At 65.1% G+C, this 16,059-nt stretch carries 10 protein-coding genes and 1 tRNA gene; 4 read left to right on the forward strand and 7 right to left on the reverse strand.

What is annotated here, in order from left to right; translation table 11 throughout:
- Nucleotides 1–2 precede the first annotated feature (2 nt).
- Both ACFWY5_RS12300 and ACFWY5_RS12305 read left to right on the forward strand, forming a co-directional pair.
- Complete coding sequence (locus tag ACFWY5_RS12300) at nt 3–893, forward strand: SIR2 family protein (RefSeq protein ID WP_379631761.1); 891 nt, start codon at nt 3–5, stop codon at nt 891–893.
- A complete protein-coding gene (locus ACFWY5_RS12305) occupies nt 890–2,866 on the forward strand; it encodes a tetratricopeptide repeat protein (RefSeq protein WP_379631763.1) in 1,977 nt (658 codons plus the stop codon). Before ACFWY5_RS12300 ends, ACFWY5_RS12305 begins: the two co-directional genes overlap by 4 nt.
- A gap of 90 nt (nt 2,867–2,956) precedes the next feature.
- Here the strand turns inward: ACFWY5_RS12305 and ACFWY5_RS12310 are convergent, their stop codons facing one another.
- Together ACFWY5_RS12310 and ACFWY5_RS12315 are read right to left on the reverse strand one after the other, a co-directional pair.
- A complete protein-coding gene (locus ACFWY5_RS12310; RefSeq protein ID WP_379615481.1) occupies nt 2,957–3,895 on the reverse strand; it encodes a carbohydrate kinase family protein in 939 nt (312 codons plus the stop codon).
- The gene (locus tag ACFWY5_RS12315) at nt 3,892–5,061 is read right to left on the reverse strand and encodes a hypothetical protein (protein WP_379615483.1); all 1,170 of its coding nucleotides are present in this window, start codon (nt 5,059–5,061) and stop codon (nt 3,892–3,894) included. The genes ACFWY5_RS12310 and ACFWY5_RS12315 overlap by 4 nt, the downstream gene beginning before the upstream one ends.
- A 269-nt stretch (nt 5,062–5,330) precedes the next feature.
- Here ACFWY5_RS12315 and ACFWY5_RS12320 point away from each other — a divergent pair, with 269 nt between their 5' ends.
- Nucleotides 5,331–8,471 (forward strand): tetratricopeptide repeat protein, encoded by a 3,141-nt coding sequence (locus ACFWY5_RS12320; RefSeq protein ID WP_379631765.1) that lies wholly within the window; start codon nt 5,331–5,333, stop codon nt 8,469–8,471.
- Nucleotides 8,472–8,670: 199 nt separating this feature from the next.
- Here ACFWY5_RS12320 and ACFWY5_RS12325 read toward each other — a convergent pair whose 3' ends face one another.
- The gene (locus ACFWY5_RS12325) at nt 8,671–10,815 is read right to left on the reverse strand and encodes a tetratricopeptide repeat protein (protein WP_379631767.1); all 2,145 of its coding nucleotides are present in this window, start codon (nt 10,813–10,815) and stop codon (nt 8,671–8,673) included.
- Nucleotides 10,816–11,489: 674 nt separating this feature from the next.
- Here ACFWY5_RS12325 and ACFWY5_RS12330 point away from each other — a divergent pair.
- Nucleotides 11,490–11,846 (forward strand): hypothetical protein, encoded by a 357-nt coding sequence (locus tag ACFWY5_RS12330; protein ID WP_379615489.1) that lies wholly within the window; start codon nt 11,490–11,492, stop codon nt 11,844–11,846.
- Nucleotides 11,847–12,061: 215 nt separating this feature from the next.
- On the opposite strand, the gene ACFWY5_RS12335 is transcribed toward ACFWY5_RS12330, so the two are convergent.
- The 4 genes from ACFWY5_RS12335 to ACFWY5_RS12350 form a co-directional block, all read right to left on the reverse strand.
- Complete coding sequence (locus ACFWY5_RS12335; protein ID WP_379631769.1) at nt 12,062–12,703, reverse strand: hypothetical protein; 642 nt, start codon at nt 12,701–12,703, stop codon at nt 12,062–12,064.
- Nucleotides 12,704–12,715: 12 nt separating this feature from the next.
- Nucleotides 12,716–13,591 carry a hypothetical protein gene (locus ACFWY5_RS12340; protein WP_379631771.1) on the reverse strand — a complete coding sequence of 292 codons (876 nt, stop codon included), beginning with the start codon at nt 13,589–13,591 and terminating at the stop codon, nt 12,716–12,718.
- Nucleotides 13,588–15,303, reverse strand: coding sequence for a hypothetical protein (locus ACFWY5_RS12345; protein WP_379631773.1), 1,716 nt, complete (start codon nt 15,301–15,303; stop codon nt 13,588–13,590). Before ACFWY5_RS12345 ends, ACFWY5_RS12340 begins: the two co-directional genes overlap by 4 nt.
- A gap of 540 nt (nt 15,304–15,843) precedes the next feature.
- A tRNA-Arg gene (locus ACFWY5_RS12350) sits at nt 15,844–15,919 on the reverse strand.
- Nucleotides 15,920–16,059: the final 140 nt, after the last annotated feature.

Raw genomic sequence — 16,059 nt, forward strand, 5'->3', positions numbered from 1 at the left:
CCATGAAGGACTCCGACTGGGCCCGGCTGATCGATCAGCTTCGCACCGGTGACTGCACGCCGTTCATCGGTGCGGGGGCCAGCGGCGGCAGCATGCCGTCCAGCAGAGAGCTGAGCCGCGAATGGGCGGACCGCTTCGGCTACCCCTTCACCGACGACTGCGACCTCGCCCGGGTAACGCAGTACGTCCGCAGCGTCCTGGGCGACTCCGGGCTCAAACACGAACTCAGCCGCCGCCTCACCGCACTCGACCCCCCTGACTTCACCGCGCCGGGCGAGATCCACTCCTCCATCGCCGGCTTCCCCATCCCGGTGTTCCTGACCACCAACTACGACGACTTCCTGGTACGCGCGCTCCGCGGCTCCGGCAAAGAACCGAGTTCGGCCATATTTCCGTGGCACGAGGGCGTGCCGTACGACAGAAACCTTTTCGAGCGCGGCGCCGGCATACGCCCCGACGCCGACCGGCCGATGGTCTACCACCTGCACGGAAGCGTGAGCCTGCCGTCATCCATCGTGCTGACCGAGGACGACTACATCGATTTCCTGGTCCACCTGACAGCGGCCCGCGCGCAGGGCAACCGGCACGTGATCCCCCCGATCATCCTCGACGCCGTCGCGAACCGGCCGCTGCTCTTTCTCGGTTACACCCTTCAGGAATGGACGTTTCGCGTGCTGTTCCACGGGCTCATCAGACGGTATCCGGCCATTCGCCGACGACGTCATGTCAGTGTCCAGCTCACGCCGGAGAACGAGAACGTGAAGCCGGGAGCCGCCCTTCGCGCCATGGAATACCTCGACCGGTATTTCGACGGCTGGGAGGTCTCCGTCTATTGGGGCACCCCGCGCCAGTTCTGCGAGGAACTCGACGAGCGAATGGGGAATCGGTCATGAGCGCCCCGCCGTACGTGGGACTGCGCTCTTATACGAAGGACGACCAGCAGCGATTCTTCGGCCGCGCGGCGAAGGCGTACGAGATCTCCGTGAAGTGGCAGGCGTACCGGTTCACGATGCTGCACGGGCAGTCGGGAGTGGGCAAGACGTCGGTGCTTGAGGCGGGCGTGCTGCCGGAACTGGCCGACAGGCGGGTGGATGTATTGCCGATCGGGCGGCTCTCCCACGGCTCCGCCTTTCCGATGGCCGCCCTGCCGGAACGTAATCCGTTCACGGTGGCGCTGCTGTCGTCATGGGCGCCGGGCGAATCGCTCACGCGGCTTTCCGGGCTCACCGTCCGGCAGTTTCTCCGGCGCCGCGGGCCCAGGTTCGACAAATACGGCGACCCCATTCCCATCCTGGCCGCCATCGACCAGGCGGAGGAACTCTTCTTCGACTTCCCCCACCGCCAGGGGTTCCGCGATCCCTTTATCGCGCAACTCGCCGATGCGCTGGCCGACAACGAGGACCTGTACCTTCTCCTGTCGATCAGGGACGAGTATCTGGCCAGGCTCAAGGCGCACGGGAACCCTCTGATGAACGCCGGCCAGTACACGGAGGTGGTGGTGGACCCCTTCGACGAACAGGAGGCGCTGGCCGCGATCAGCAAACCGCTCGCCGGCACGGGACGCTCCTACGCGCCCCAGGCGGCGGAAACCCTGGTCAGAGAGCTGCGCACGGTCCATCTCCAAGGCATCGGAACCCCGTCCTCCTACACCGTGGACACCATCGAACCGGTGCAGCTCCAGATCGTCTGCTCCGCCCTGTGGAACTCCTGCCCGAGCGATCTGACCGTCATCACCCCGGAATACGTGGAACGGCACACCGACATCGATCGATCCCTGGGCGACTTCCTCGACCAAGCCCTGGCTGAGATCGCGCGCGACCACGAGATCCCTCTCGAACGGCTCAGCGCCTGGCTACGAGAGACGTTCATCACCGAACTCGGCACCCGCGGCACCGCGTACGAGGGCGAGACCCAGACCACCGGCATGCCCAACAGCGTGGTCAAGGCCCTGATCGACCGCCACGTGCTCAAGGCCGAGATGCGCTCGGGCCTGCGGTGGTGCGAACTGCAGCACGACCGGCTGCTTCAGCCGGTACAGCGCGCCTTCGGCGGCGCCCGCCCGCGCCCCGACTCCGGCCAGCCGCCCGTGAGCGCCGCCGAGCACCTGCGCGTGGCCGAACAGGTGCTGGCCGACGGCAACCTCACCCTGGCCGAGACCCACGGCGACAAGGCAAGGCGCGCCTGCGGCGAAGACGACCTGCGCACGCTGGCGGAGATCGAGTCGTTCCTCGGCAACCTCGCCCATACCCGCGGCGACTGGGAGGTGGCCGAGCGCTGCTACAAACAGGCCAGCCAGGTGTACGAACGCCTGCGCGACACCCCTGCCGTAGGCCGCTCACTGGCCTCCGCCGGACGCGTGATCCTGCACCAGGGCCGCCCGGACGACGCCATAGACGAACTGCGATCCGCCGTAGGACGAGTACCGAACGACCTCAACCTCCAGGTAGAACTGGCCATCACCGTATGGCACACCGGCAACCCCCAGGCCGCGCTATCCATCCTCCAAGCCGTCCTGTCCGCGGACGGCGACAGACCCATCGCATTGCAGGCCCGCGGAGAAATCCTCGCCGACCTCGGCTCCCCCATCCAGGCCCTACGAGACCTGGACCGGGTACGCGAACCCACGGAACCGGCCACCATCGCCGCCAGAGCACTGGCATTGGCCGACCTGGACCGCGTCGAGGAGGCGTCAGTCGAGCTGGAGGCCGCCCTGGTCGGCGGGCGCGACCACGGCCTGGTGGCGTACCTGTGCGCCCGCGCCCTGTCCCGCATGGGCAACCGCGCCCGAGCCGCCCAAATAGCCCGCGAAGCCACCCGCCCACCCCTGACGGCCTACCAGCGCAGAATCCTGGCAGACCTGCTGTGAACGGATTCCAGGGGTTGGCAGCAGGCGACAGGCTCGGTGACCAGGCCCCGATGGGGCACCGAGCCTGGTTCGACGCGTACCGCCGAACGTTCATGCGTCGAGGTCCCAGCGGTCAAGAAGCGTGACGACAGGGTGGCTCTCCCGCATCCTGGCCAGTTCCATGGCCGTCAGCGAGGTCGCGCCGGGAAAAGTGTCACCCACTTTCCATCCGGCGTGCAGCACCGCGTCTTCGAGCGCCGCCACGGGGTTCCGGGTGGCCAGCCAACTGTGCAGGAATGACGCGAAGAGCGCGTCCCCCGCCCCCGCGGTGCTCACGACACCCCGTGGCGCCACGGCGGCGACCTCGACCAGGACCCCGTCGGCCAGCCCCATGACGCATCCTCGCCCGCCGAGGCCGACGGCCGCGATCAAGCAGCCCGGATAGCGCTGGAAGATCTTCGCCACCCATTGTCTCGGTGGGCAGGGCAGGCGTTCGTGGCTGCAGAAGATGATGTCGGCGACCTTCAGCCACGGCCGGTTGTACGCGTCGTCCACGTCCGCGATCAGATGGACATCGACCGCGATCGGCACGCCCTCCTCACATGCCGGTTCCAGGAGTGGCCGGACGAACGCGGTGTTGGTGAGCACGGCCAGGTCGGCGCCACGCACGAGACGGCGGAACACCTCGACGGGATACTCCACCGTGTTGACGGCGGCGACGTACGGATGGCCCGAGCGCTGGCCGTTCAGGGCCACCAGAACGACGCCGAGGGAAGACCGCGGCGCTGTCACCACCCCCGGGCCCCACAGCCCTCGGGCGCGCACCGCCGTGCTGATCGTGCCTCCCGCCAGATCCTCCCCGACGAAGGTGCACAGGCGTGCCTCGTCGCCGAGGGTGTGGAGTGTGCTGGCGATGTGGCACGCCGCTCCTGACACCTCTGCTCTCATCCACTCGGGGAAGCGTTCCTGCGCGTACGGCAGCGGGAAGCCCGCCACCGGCATGGCCATGTACAGGCTGGTGACACCTGCCACGACTACCGAACTACTCATGGTCCCTCCTGACGGATCGCGTGGTCGGGCGTACAGATCAGATAGGGCGCGGGGACCGGATCGGCAGGGGGCAGGATGAGGGGCTGAGGCAACCGCATGAGCCGGTACATCAGCCGTCTCATGTTCCGGTCGAAGCGGCCCGGAGCCGAGGTGAGCCGGTTCACGACCTCGGCGTGGCGTGCCGCCGGGCGGCGCGCGGCCGCCGTACGGAGTTGGGCGCACAGCGGCTGGTCAAGCCGTAACCGGGGGGCCGCCGACGCCAGGAGTCCGCCGGCGGACTCCGGATCCACGGCGTCTCGCACGTCGTCGACCAGGGATACGGAGGCACCGCACACCGTGCCGTACACCGCGATGGAACCGTGGTCTCCGACCACGTGGTCCGCAGCGACGAGGACACCGCGCCAGTCCGCCTCGGGAGGAACCAGGGCCAGTTCGTCCCGCAGGCAGTCGGCCAGCCAGTTGCGGATCTGCCAGATGCCGTGGCCGAACCAGATGTTCGGATGGAGAAGGGCGGCGAGGCGGTAGCGGTCGCGGGGAAGCTCGGCCAGCATCCGGCGGAGCAACCCCGTGTGTCTTCCGAAGAGCGAGTCCGATCCCCAGGTGGAGGTCATCACTACGAGCTCGTGCTCGTCCGTGACGCCGAGGGCGCCTCGATAGGCGCGGCGCTCGGGCGAACTGGCGATCAGCCGATCGTGGGAAGCGTCGCCGACGACTTCAGCGACGGCCACAGCCTCTGGGCAGTATCGCGCCAGCCGCTGACGTTCGCTGTCGTGGGCGAGCACGATGGCCGACGGGATCACGGCGCCGTCTCGGATCAGTTCCTGGGCGCTGAGCCCGTACACACCTCGGGACGCGACTGCTCCGCCACCCAGCCGGCGGCTGACGAGCTTGTTGTATCCGGCGCCGTGGGGCATTACCACGAGCGGTGCGTGAACATACTCGATTCCTCCGTAGGCGGCGGAGATGGCGAGGTCGAATTGCTCACGGATCGCCAGATGCCATGGCAGCGTCACGCCGCCTATGCGTCTGAGCAATTCGGTCGCCCCATTGCCGAAGACGTCAGGAGCGATCGTGAAAACCACCTGGACCCGGAGGTCGGCGGAGAGAAGGCGGACGACGTCCAGCAGGCGCTGCCCGGAGGTGACCGTGTGGACGATCACCAACACTGTTCTCTGGCTACGACGCGTCATCCAGCGTGGTGCATCCGGTCCAACCGGAACGCGGTACCCCTCCGAACACGTCATCGGATTTTTGACCCCCTGTCCTGGCCGAATCCCCAAATAGACGGCCTAATCCGATAATGTCTCGGCGTCCTAGACAAAACCTTGCAACAACCGTGAAGTGGCTATGTCTGGACAGCAGGCGGCATATGGACCGTTAACCGAGTTTGCGGGAAACTGGTGGCGAGGGCCCTCTGATCTCTGGAAGGACATTCATGGAGTTCCGGATACTCGGCTCCGTGGAAGTATGGGTCGACGGGGAGGCATGTGAGCTCGGCTCGGCCAAGGAACGGCACGTCCTGGCCGTACTGCTGCTGACTCCTGGGCAGCCTGTGTCCATCGAAAACATGATCAACCGCGTCTGGGATGACGCGCCGCCGTCGAAGGCGCGTGAGAGCGTCCACAGCTACATCGCACGCCTGCGTCGTCGCTTGAACGGGCGAGCCGGCGACCGGGTGGCACGGCTCAACTCTCGATCAGGCGCCTATGTGCTGGAAATCGATCCCCAAACGATTGACCTGCACCGATTTCGACGGCTCAGCGCACAAGCACGGGCCATCTCCGACAGCGGCGACCAGGAGGAGGCGCTGCGGCTCCTCCTGGCAGCGGAGAAGCTGTGGCGCGGTGATCCGCTTTCCGGCCTGTCCGGAGAGTGGGTCACCAAACTGAGGACGAGTCTGGAGAGTGAGCATCGCGCCGCGATCGGCATGCGGCTCGCCATGGAGCGCGACATGGGCCATCACGCCGAACTGGTCGGAGAGCTGTACGGCCTCGTCCACGAGTATCCCTACGACGAGTCGTTCGCCGAGCATCTGATGGTCGCGCTCCGCCGTTGCGGGCGCCAGGGTGAGGCGCTGGAGATCTACCATCGGGCGAGCCATCGTCTCGTCGAGGACCTCGGCGCCGAGCCCGGTCCTTCGCTTCGCGGCACGTACGAGCGCATATTGCGCGGAGATGCGGACCTGACCGCGCCACCTCCACGCAACCGCGTCCCTGTCGGGCCGCTCGCCGACAATCTCCCCCGCGACATTCCGGACTTCACCGGGCGAGAGGCAGAGCTGAGCCACCTGTACGGCGAGCTGGAACGATCTCCTTCGACAGCCGTGATCAAGCCCATCGACGGAATGGCCGGAGTCGGCAAGACCGCGCTCGCCGTCCACATGGCTCACCAGCTTGCGGACCGCTATCCAGACGGACAGTGGTATCTCCATCTCCGTGCCCACGACCCCCATCAACCGCCGATCGACCCCACCCAGGGTCTTGAGGTCTTGTTACGGCTTCTCGGGGAGGACCCCGAGCGGATTCCCGAGGCGCTGGAGCCACGTGCCGCGCTGTGGCGCGCGCGACTCGCCAACCGCCGGATGCTGATCGTGCTCGACGACGCGGCCAGCGCCGACCAGGTTAGACCGTTCCTGCCGGGGAGGCCCGGCTGCCTGGTGCTGATCACGAGCCGACGGCGGCTCACTGGGCTGGAGGGGGCCCGGCCGCTGTCTCTGCCCGCGCTCATGCCCCCTGAGGCGGCGCTGCTTTTCCGCCGGATCGTCGGGCAGGACCGACGGCTCGACGCCGGGGACGTCAATCAACTCGTCCGCCTGTGCGGTCACCTCCCGCTTGCGGTCACGATCATGGCCAACCGGCTTCGCCACCGGCCGGCTCGTGGCGTCGGGGACCTGGTGACGAAATTGTCGCGGTCGAAGGACCGGCTCGCCGAGATGTACGCGGGAGACAGGGATCTCCTCACCGCGTTCGATCTGTCCTATCGAGAACTGTCACCGGAACGGCAGCAGGCATTTCGTCGCCTCGGGCTGCACATCGGCGCCGATCTCTCGGTCGATGCGGCCGCCGCGCTGATCGGCTGCGAGGCCAATCGGGCGGAACACGCCCTCGAGGAACTGATCGACCGCCATCTCGTGGAGGAGCCGGACTCCGGCCGGGTCCGCTTTCACGACCTTCTGCGGGCGTACGCCAGGGAGCGCGCCATCGAGGAAGAATCCGCGGAAGAGCCGCGGCGGGCCGTCCATCGGCTGCTCGACTTTTACCTGTGCGCCGCCGACCAGGCCGACCGCGTACTGTACCCGCACAGACGGCGCGCCAGCGTGAATGTCGTCCACCCGTGCGATGCCGCACCCATGGAGGGGTCACGCTCCGCCGCCGAATGGTTGCGTGCCGAGCGGGCCAACGTGTTGATGTGCGTTCGCTACGCCGCGGAGCACGGATTTCCCACGCATGCCATTCAGCTTTCGCAGGCCATCGCCCTGCATCTCGAACGCTCTGCCCACTGGGAGGACGGCGCACGCGTTCACGATCTGGCCCGCCGCGTCTGCCGGGAGATCGGTGACCGCGCGGGAGAGGCGCGGGTGGAGCTCGAACTCAGCCTGGTGCGAAGTCGCATGAGCCACTACGCCGCCGCCTTCGAGCACGCCGGAAGAGGTCTCGGCATCTTCCAGGCGATCGGCGACCGGCGCGGAGAGGCCGAGACACTGGATCATCTCGCCCGTGTGTCCTGGCTGTCCGGCCGTAACAGGGAGGCTCTGGGATACGCGGAGAGGGCGCTCGAGTTGTTCAGCGCGATCGCGGACCGGCACGGCGAAGGCAACGCGCTGCTCCATGCGGGAATCGCCCTGTCGTATCTGGGACGTGCCGAGGAGGCGGTAGCGGTCTTCGAGGCCGCACTCGAGATCGTGAACGGGACGGGCGACGTCGCCACAAAGGCGATGATCCTCAACAACCTGGGCGAGCTTCATTTCAACCGCGGCGGCTATCCCACCGCGCTCGGACTTTTCCGGAAGGCGCTCGCCATTCTGCGTGAGGCGGGCTGGCGGCAGAACGAGGCTGTCGCACTCAATAATATCGCCAATTGCCATGAGCGAGAGGGCCGTCGTGACGAGGCTCTGCAATTCTATCGCGAGGCGTTGACGATTTATCGGGAGACCGGCGACCGGCGACATGAGGCCGACACGCTGAGCAACATCGGGTCGACCTATTTGGCCATGGATCTTAAAGCCGAGGCGCTGATTCATTTTCAGAAGGCGCTCTCCATCGCGGAGAACATAGGAGATCCATACGAATCGTCGCGCGCGCTCCAGAGGATCGGTGAGAGCCAGCGGCTCAGCGGCCAGTTCGCTCTGGCTCGGAATACCTGCGAGAGGGCGCGGGTCCTCGCCCGCGAACTCGGCGATCCGTTTCTCGAGGCCAATGCCCTTCTTGGCCTGGGTGAAGCCCTTCTGTCCATGCATGGGAGGAAGGTCGCGGCGCGGCCCTGGACCGAGGCGCTAACGATCTTCGAGCGTCTGGGCGCACCAGAGGCGAACACCTTGAGGCGACGCCTCGAAGCGCTGAAGGCCACCGGGGCCTAGTTTTCCAAACTTGTGGCGGTCAGCAATATTTCCGGATACTGTATAACACCTCGGGGGGACATGTCATTATATGTCCGAAAGGGGTAAGTTGTTCCTGAATAGTCTATATATGATACCAACGGCTGTTGCAGGCATCATGATGGGAGTAATTGACATCATGATGGGCTGATCAGCCAAGACATGGCCCTCGGTCGCCGCCTCACCTGGGGCGGCGACCTTCGTTTTCGCCTTGGGTTCTAGGATAACGGTCAAAAGCCTCAAGCCGCTCCTTAATTCTGAAATATCCGATAGACCCGTCTTGTCCAATAGCTTCCAGTGCGGCCTCGTACTTCCGTTTTGCCTCATCCTCACGACCGGTGCGCTCCAGGAGGCGTCCCATCGCCTCTAGGGCTGAGGCCCTGCCCGCGGCCGACCCCAGCCCGGCCATCGCCTCAAACGCGGCACGCAGTTCCTGGTCCGCCTTGTCGTGATCGCCCAGCGCAGCGCACGCATGACCGAGGAAGATACCTACGCGGGCCTGGTTGTACGGGTCGAGGGCACTGGCCAGCAGATGTCGCGCCCGTTCCAAATGGACCACGGCGTCCAGACCACGGTCCTGCGCCAGGAGCACACCCGCGAGGTCGATCAGGGCCAGAGCCGTCTTGCGGTCGGCGCCCAGAGCCTGGAACGCGGTGATCGCGTCCGTGAGGCGGGCGATGGCCTCGCCGTGGTCACCGCGTTCTGCGGCGACCAACCCGAGCCTGCGCAGCGAACCGACTTCCCTCTCCCGCTCCCCCAGCCGCCGCCAGATCACGAGCGCTTCTTCGAATCGTGCGCCGGCCTCATCGTGCCGCCCGAGGGCAAGCAGGCTCAGGCCCAAGCGGTTCAGCATCTTCGCCTCGGCGTACGCGTCGCCGCAGGAACGCGCCGCGGCCAACCCCGTCTCCTCCACCGCGACACGCTCCAAGTGGTGGCCCATGAAGAGGAAGAGCGCCCACATGCTGTCCGTGAGCTGGTACGCGGTCGCTTCGCGCCCGAGCTCGCGCGCAAGGGTGACGGCGGCGCTCAAGTTCGCGCGTTCCGACTCCAGCCACTTGAGCGCGTCTTCCGGACCACCGAAGTCCGTCACCTCGGCGGGAGGCGGTTCGGCGTCACGGGGCAGTTGGGTACGGTGCGGCCGCAGTCGGCGTTCCGCGCACGCGGCGGTGGCGAGATACCAGGACAGCAGGCGGCCAACGGCGAGATCCCGAGCTTCGGGCCGGTCCTCGGCCTCGACCAGATGGGAGGCGTGCAACCGGACCAGCGCGTGGTGAAAGCGGTAGCGCCCGTCGGGCTGGTCGGTCAAAAGGTTCGCGTCCGTCAGTTCCCCCAGCAACCGCCTGGCCTCCATCCTCGGGATTCCGGCCAGCGCGGCCGCCGCGCCATCGGCGAACCTGTCTCCAGGAGCGAGGCTGAGCAGCCGGTAGAGCCTGGCCGCGTCGGGACGGAGGGCCCGATAGGACAGGTCCAGCGCGGAACGCATCGCCATGTCATCTCCGATCGTCAGCACCGCCAGGGTCCTCTGCTCCTCGGCCAGCGCGGAGACCATCTCGCGGAGGGGCCAGCTCGGGCGTACAGCTAGGCGGGCCGCCGCGACGCTCAGGGCCAGCGGCAGCCGCATACACAACTCCACCAGTTCTGAGGCGGCCTCGTGCTGCTGCTCCAGCCGGTCGCTGCCCAACGCGTCGCGCAGGAGAGCAAGACTCGCCTCAGCGTCGAACCGATCGACATACACGCCGCGTACTCCGTGTGTCATCAGGCCCGCCAGCCGGTATCTGCTGGTCACCACGGTGATACTCGCGAACGAGGCCGGGAGCAACGGCCGCACCTGAGCGGCGGTCATCGCGTCATCGAGGAGGACGAGAACCCGCTGGTCCTTCGTCACCGTGCGATACAAGGCCGCACGCTGCGCCAGATTGCCGGGAATGAGGTCCGTCGGGACACCCAGGGATTGGAGAAAGTCGCCAAGAATCTCCTGCGGCGACGCCGGGTCGGCACCGGAATGCCCGCGCAGATCAGCGTACAGCTGCGCGTCCGGAAAATGCGGGCGAATCATGTGCGCCCAGGCCAGGGACAGCGCGGTCTTCCCCACGCCCACAGGTCCCGTCAACAACACGGTGAGCGGGCCCTCGGTCGCTTCCTCCCGCAGCGCGTCGAGCTGGGCGATGGCGGCCTCGCGATCGACCAGGCGCGGCGGGGGCGGAAGCTGGCTCGGCGCGGGCAGAGTGGCCGTGGCCTGGAAATGGATACCACCGAATACATCACGTGCTTGAACCAGCGGACCGTGAATCACTCCCGTGACATCGTTATGCACAATTTCGGACATATTTCGGTTGGCTATCACGTCGTTTCGAAACCAATCCCTTATTGGGCCAGCGAAACATATGCAACGATGACGCATCACCGAGGGGTCCGCAATCCGCCAATGAACGCGATGTCCCGGCACACCAACCACTCAGGGCTATCGCGGCGCCAGCCGTATCGGATCGCCGGGCGTGTGGTGGACTGGAGCAGAATCACGCGAGACCGAGATTTCAGATTCCGTGCCCGGCATGGCCCATGAACGAGTCCGCGGAAACCGATCGCTGCCTGTCCTGACAGCGCCTCATCACGTCTGCCGCCCGAAGGCTGGGCTGATCCCGGCGGAGGACGGGCGTTGCGAGATCACCCTGGCGGTCGTCGATGTGGGCGGCCTACGATCCCGACGAGGAAGGCGAGGAGTGGTAAGACGGCCATGAGGACTCGCTCAGTATCGGCGATACTTCCATGACGACCGCCCTGTCGGCGATCAAGTCAGTGAGGCGATCGACGATCATCGCGTGAGGAAGCTGAGCGACGCCCACGCCGGCTGTTCGCATTGCGCGGCAAAGCGGCACGGAGCACCGCCACTTTGTCGAGAACTGCTAAAGATGTCCGGGCCCGAGCTCATCTGACCAATGGGTTGCGCATCCGCCGGGCGATCGATTCATAATTGGCATCACCCTACCGCTGGAGGAAAGCGTGGACACAGCTTTGGTAACCGAGGTTGTCGCCGCACTTCTCGGCGGCGCCGCCGGCGAGGTGGGAAAGAACGCGTGGGCGTCGCTGACCGCGCTCGCGAAGCGACGCTTCGGGTCCGACGAAGACTCGGTCACTGCTCTGGAGAACGCTGAAACGGCCGACACCCAGCGTGTCGTCACCATCCTCGAGCGAAAGGCAGCCGAACACCCCGAGTTCGCCTCCGAGCTTTCAGCCTGGGCAACGCAGACACAGCAGGCGATCCAGTTCACCTCGACAACCAACATCATCGGCGGAAACGCCACCATTCACGGAAACGCCATTCAAGCCGGCAACATCGGATCCATCACATTCAACTAGCCCCCACGACGCAATAGAGCCGTTGGCCAGCAGACTCGTATCGACAAAGATCGAAAAAGACCCTCTGGGATGATCCCGAAGGGCCTTTGAGCTGTGGCGCGGCCGGAGGTACTCGAAACCCCAACCATCTGATCCGTGGGTCAGTGTGTGATGGTGCATGCACCTCGCAAGATCATCCCACGTATGTGCCGGTACCCGATGATGGCACGATGTTCCTAGGCATGGTCCCACGCTGTGGTGAAGAACTGGAGAGCGTAGTCGTACATCAGGCCGGGGCGGGGTGCCACTATGCAGGGCGAGTCGCGGCCGTGGGCCGCCCGACGGTAGAGGGTGAGGAAGGCGACGCGGTCGGTGATCACTATTCGGTGGAGGTTGGGGAAGTTGTAGCGGCGCAACTCGATGTTGTCCCTGTCAACGGCGACCTCGCTGATGTACCCGGCGTTGATATCGACCTGCTCAGCCAGCATTCCCCGGGAGAAGCCCGGGTCAATGCGCCGGATCTCGTCCTCGCGCCACTCCAGCCATGATGCGGAGGGATGGTTGGTATCGGGAAGCAGTACGTCAACGAACTCTAGGCGACGTCCTTCATCCTCCCACAGAGCGACGAACCCGTCGCGAGTGAGTTCATTCCCTCGGCCGGCCAGCACCCGTACCCACTGGGCTTTGCCGAGCTCTGCCGTGAGATCTTCGGCGGCGCCGCGCTGTCGCGGATGCACCCGAGAGATCCCCAAGCCGGTGAGTCTGGACAGAAGTAGGACCGGCCAGGAGCGCGCCCGCGGTGACAGTGCCATGCCGCCCACTACGGCAAGCGCGGCCGCGACGAGCGAACTCACCACCCCGATCACGAACTCTCCCATCGGGGCTCCCGGTCAGGTGTGATGCGGAAGGTAGGGGATTAGCGCACGCAATACCTCGGCGGCATTCCGGGCAGCGGTCTTCTGCAGAGCGTCATTCTTGTCCTTGTCCGAGTGGTCGGAGACTCCGCGAACAACTACCCAGCCGCGCATCCCAGCCTGATTGCCGCGCTCGTGGAATGCCTGAGCCAGACCGCCGGCTTCCATGTCAACCACTGAGATCTTGTCATTGTAGTGTTTGAGATATCTCCGGACCTCAGATTCGGCGTCTGCGATAACGGCGTCGCCAGTTCCGACGATACAGGGAATGACGCGAAACTCGCCCTCGCCGTTTGTGAATCGCGCCGGTTCACCGTAGTCGGTGAAAAAGCTGTTCACGGCATTTCCCACCATGGCAGACGTCTCACGGTCCTCGCCTCTGCGCTGGATTCCGTCAGCGGTTTCCTTCCGGAGGTCGTAGTAGACCGCTCGCGTTGCTATGGCGACGTCGCCCGCTGAGATGTCCGGTTGGAATCCGCCGCCGATGCCGACAAGTGCGACGACCGCCGGCCGGAACATCTCCCTGAGATTCTCGAACGCGGCCATTGTCGATCGTTGGCCCTGGCCCAGCGATCGAGTCATCACCACTCTGGTGGCGACGCCTCGGAGGTCGATGGTGCCGCACCAGAAGGGAATCCCGTTCACGGGGGCGCCTTCGAGGTTGAGGACATCTATGACTGCCCTTGCCTCCGATTCTTTGATTGTTATCACGCCGACGTCTGCGCGCCTACTGACCACCTCCCCGGTCAGATGATGGTGGACGGCCGTTGCGCCATCGCCGATGGCAGCGCCACTGATGGTCATGAGGCCGCCCTGATTGATTATTCCGCTGTTCTTGAACTGATCGTTCATGCGCGACCCCCGCTGGATGCGCTGCCGAAGCTCTCAGGTAGGTCGAGTTTCATCGAATTGGTGCCGACCGCAGAGTTCTCTACATTCATGGATTCGCCGAAGTTCATGATCCCGGTATTGATGATGCTCGTAGCACGTTCCTCGAACTCCGAGATATCGACCTCTTTTTTGCGCAGGAACTCGGTCGCCGCCTTCAGCAGGCGGTCCTCTATGAGTTTCACGTGGTCGGAGATGAGCGTTCGGTCGAGTTGGGCCGTCTCCCATGGCATGCGTTTTTCTTCGCGCACACTCAATCTTGCCCCGATCTTCACACCGCGTCGGGGATCGAGAACGCGGGTTCGCCGCGCTCGAAGAGCCCCAAGCAGGACGGCCGGGACGTGGATGAGACGCCATGACTGCATGATGTCGGTCGGGAGTTCGGTAAGAGCTCGGACCGCTGCCCGGAGTATCGCAGTGGCTCCAGTCTCGCCATACTCGTCCAGGACATGGTACTCGTCCGGCGTACGCGTCAGCGCACACGCAGCGAAGTCGAGGCTGAGCGCGCTCCCTTTGATTGTGGTGCGAAGGAACACAGTGGTAACCAGCTCCCCGAATACCGATGTACGAATCTCGAGGAAGTGATGAAATCGGTCGAACGGCCGATCGATGATCTCGTCGATTTTGTGCGCAGCAGGCTCGCCCTGTAGCCAGCCGCGCTCTTGGTCGACTTCAGGCTCTGCTATATAGATACGGTCTGCTTTTCCGAAGTCCGGAAGGCTGGTGGCGTCATCCTGCCCGTCGAGCCGTTGCATCTCGTCCTTCAAATAGGCGACCAGCTCATGCGCTTTGAACGGGAGCGGATTAAATTCCCGATCGGCCATGCTCCCTTCGCCTGTCTGCAACAAGTGGATGTTGAGCGGCGGGTTCCAGCGATGAGTCAGCCGCCCGGCTCCCACGAATGGCTTGTGCGAGTCGTCAAGCGCCAGGACGTCGCGGAGCTTTTCCGGCTTCGACTCCTTCTTCGGGGGCCTGCGATAGATGACGAACGTGTGGCCCTGCTGTTCGTCGATTGCCCGATATCGGTGGTTGTCCGGCGAGGGCAGGGGGCCCTTGGCCGTTCGGTGCAACGCGCTGCGTTGAGCAGCACGGCAGCCGCACGCCACAAGGACGGTCAACATTCCCATGATCCCTGTTTGCTGCAGCAGTTGGGAGAGCGGAATGCGGGCCACGCCGGAGATCACCGGAACGGCGACGACCAGAGCGCCACTGCCGATGCAGGCAAGCTTGAGGGAGCGGAGATGCTCAGCGAGGTCGCTCGACTCGCTGCGCCAGCGGCCGCGCCCTAAGAACCGGTCCGCGCGCTCTTTTGCCTTCAGCGGCAGAGCGACCTGCGCGCTTCTGACGGCGATGGCTGCAGACCGGCACAGGCCGAACATCGCCGCGGTTGCAGCAGTCGCGGCGGGCATCCATGTGATGCCGCCGAGGAGAACCGCGAGCATTAGCACCCATGTCAGGGTCTCCAAGCGCCACGCCTGCCAGGCGTGCACGACAACCGGCACCAGATCGAAGCCGTAGGAGGGCGCGACCATGTGCTTGGAGTCGTTGTAGACCCGGCGGATGATCTTCTCTCGGAAGTCGCGATCGAGGTAGACACCGGCACAGAGGTACCGTGTCGCCTTCGAGTCGACTGCCCCCGTGCTCTTCTCGAGACGTACCGTGCTCGATTGGGCCATGAACCCCCCCGATAGCCGTTTAGGTAAATCTGACCATAAGTTCGTCACCACTTGGAGTCAACTAGACCTTTAATGGGGTATGGCCACGAGCAAGACAGTTCACCGACGCCGCCCACCCGGCTCCCTGACCGCAGCCGTGGATCTAGTGATCTTCTGCCCATCGAGCGCGGCGACCAAGGCCTGTCTCCTATGCGATGAGTCGGGTGGTCCTCAGACGAGACTTAGACCCTCCTGCACCCCTGGAACAGTCACTCCACGAAACGGACACCCAGGCTGTTATCGACACTTCGCCGTAACCCTGGTACGCGGTCTACGTCCTGATCCTGGTTCTCGGCCTTCGGCGCGGTGAGGCACCCGGCCTGGCAACTGCCGGATCTCGATGACCTGGACGTCTACACCCAGATCCCGAGCCCCTGAAACCCGGAGGACACTGGATCGGCTGATAGATCAGAACGCCTAGCCCGAAGGCGTTGCTGTGCAACGCTGCTCTGCGCTCACGAAAAAGGCCCTTCGGGATGATCCCGGAGGGCCTTTGAGCTGTGGCGCGGCCGGAGGTACTCGAAACCCCAACCTTCTGATCCGTAGTCAGATGCTCTATCCATTGAGCTACGGCCGCTTGCTTCGTAAGAAAGCATAGCGGACCCCGCGGGGTGCCCAGAACCGGATGGTCGATTCGGCCCTGTGGATACATCGAAGTGTGTATCCACAGGTTGGCCGGGCGAAGGAGGGAAGGGGCGGCCGAGGGTGATGAGATAG

Origin of the sequence: Nonomuraea sp. NPDC059007 (genome assembly GCF_042740555.1) — a bacterium.
GTDB lineage: Bacteria > Actinomycetota > Actinomycetes > Streptosporangiales > Streptosporangiaceae > Nonomuraea.

Bases quoted from the DNA above. Each gene is read 5' to 3' on its own strand.
- ACFWY5_RS12345 (WP_379631773.1), bottom strand. From the start codon at position 15,303: ATGGCCCAATCGAGCACGGTACGTCTCGAGAAGAGCACGGGGGCAGTC.
- ACFWY5_RS12340 (WP_379631771.1), bottom strand. From the start codon at position 13,591: ATGAACGATCAGTTCAAGAACAGCGGAATAATCAATCAGGGCGGCCTC.
- ACFWY5_RS12310 (WP_379615481.1), bottom strand. From the start codon at position 3,895: ATGAGTAGTTCGGTAGTCGTGGCAGGTGTCACCAGCCTGTACATGGCC.
- ACFWY5_RS12325 (WP_379631767.1), bottom strand. From the start codon at position 10,815: ATGTCCGAAATTGTGCATAACGATGTCACGGGAGTGATTCACGGTCCG.
- ACFWY5_RS12305 (WP_379631763.1), top strand. From the start codon at position 890: ATGAGCGCCCCGCCGTACGTGGGACTGCGCTCTTATACGAAGGACGAC.
- ACFWY5_RS12335 (WP_379631769.1), bottom strand. From the start codon at position 12,703: ATGGGAGAGTTCGTGATCGGGGTGGTGAGTTCGCTCGTCGCGGCCGCG.
- ACFWY5_RS12320 (WP_379631765.1), top strand. From the start codon at position 5,331: ATGGAGTTCCGGATACTCGGCTCCGTGGAAGTATGGGTCGACGGGGAG.
- ACFWY5_RS12300 (WP_379631761.1), top strand. From the start codon at position 3: ATGAAGGACTCCGACTGGGCCCGGCTGATCGATCAGCTTCGCACCGGT.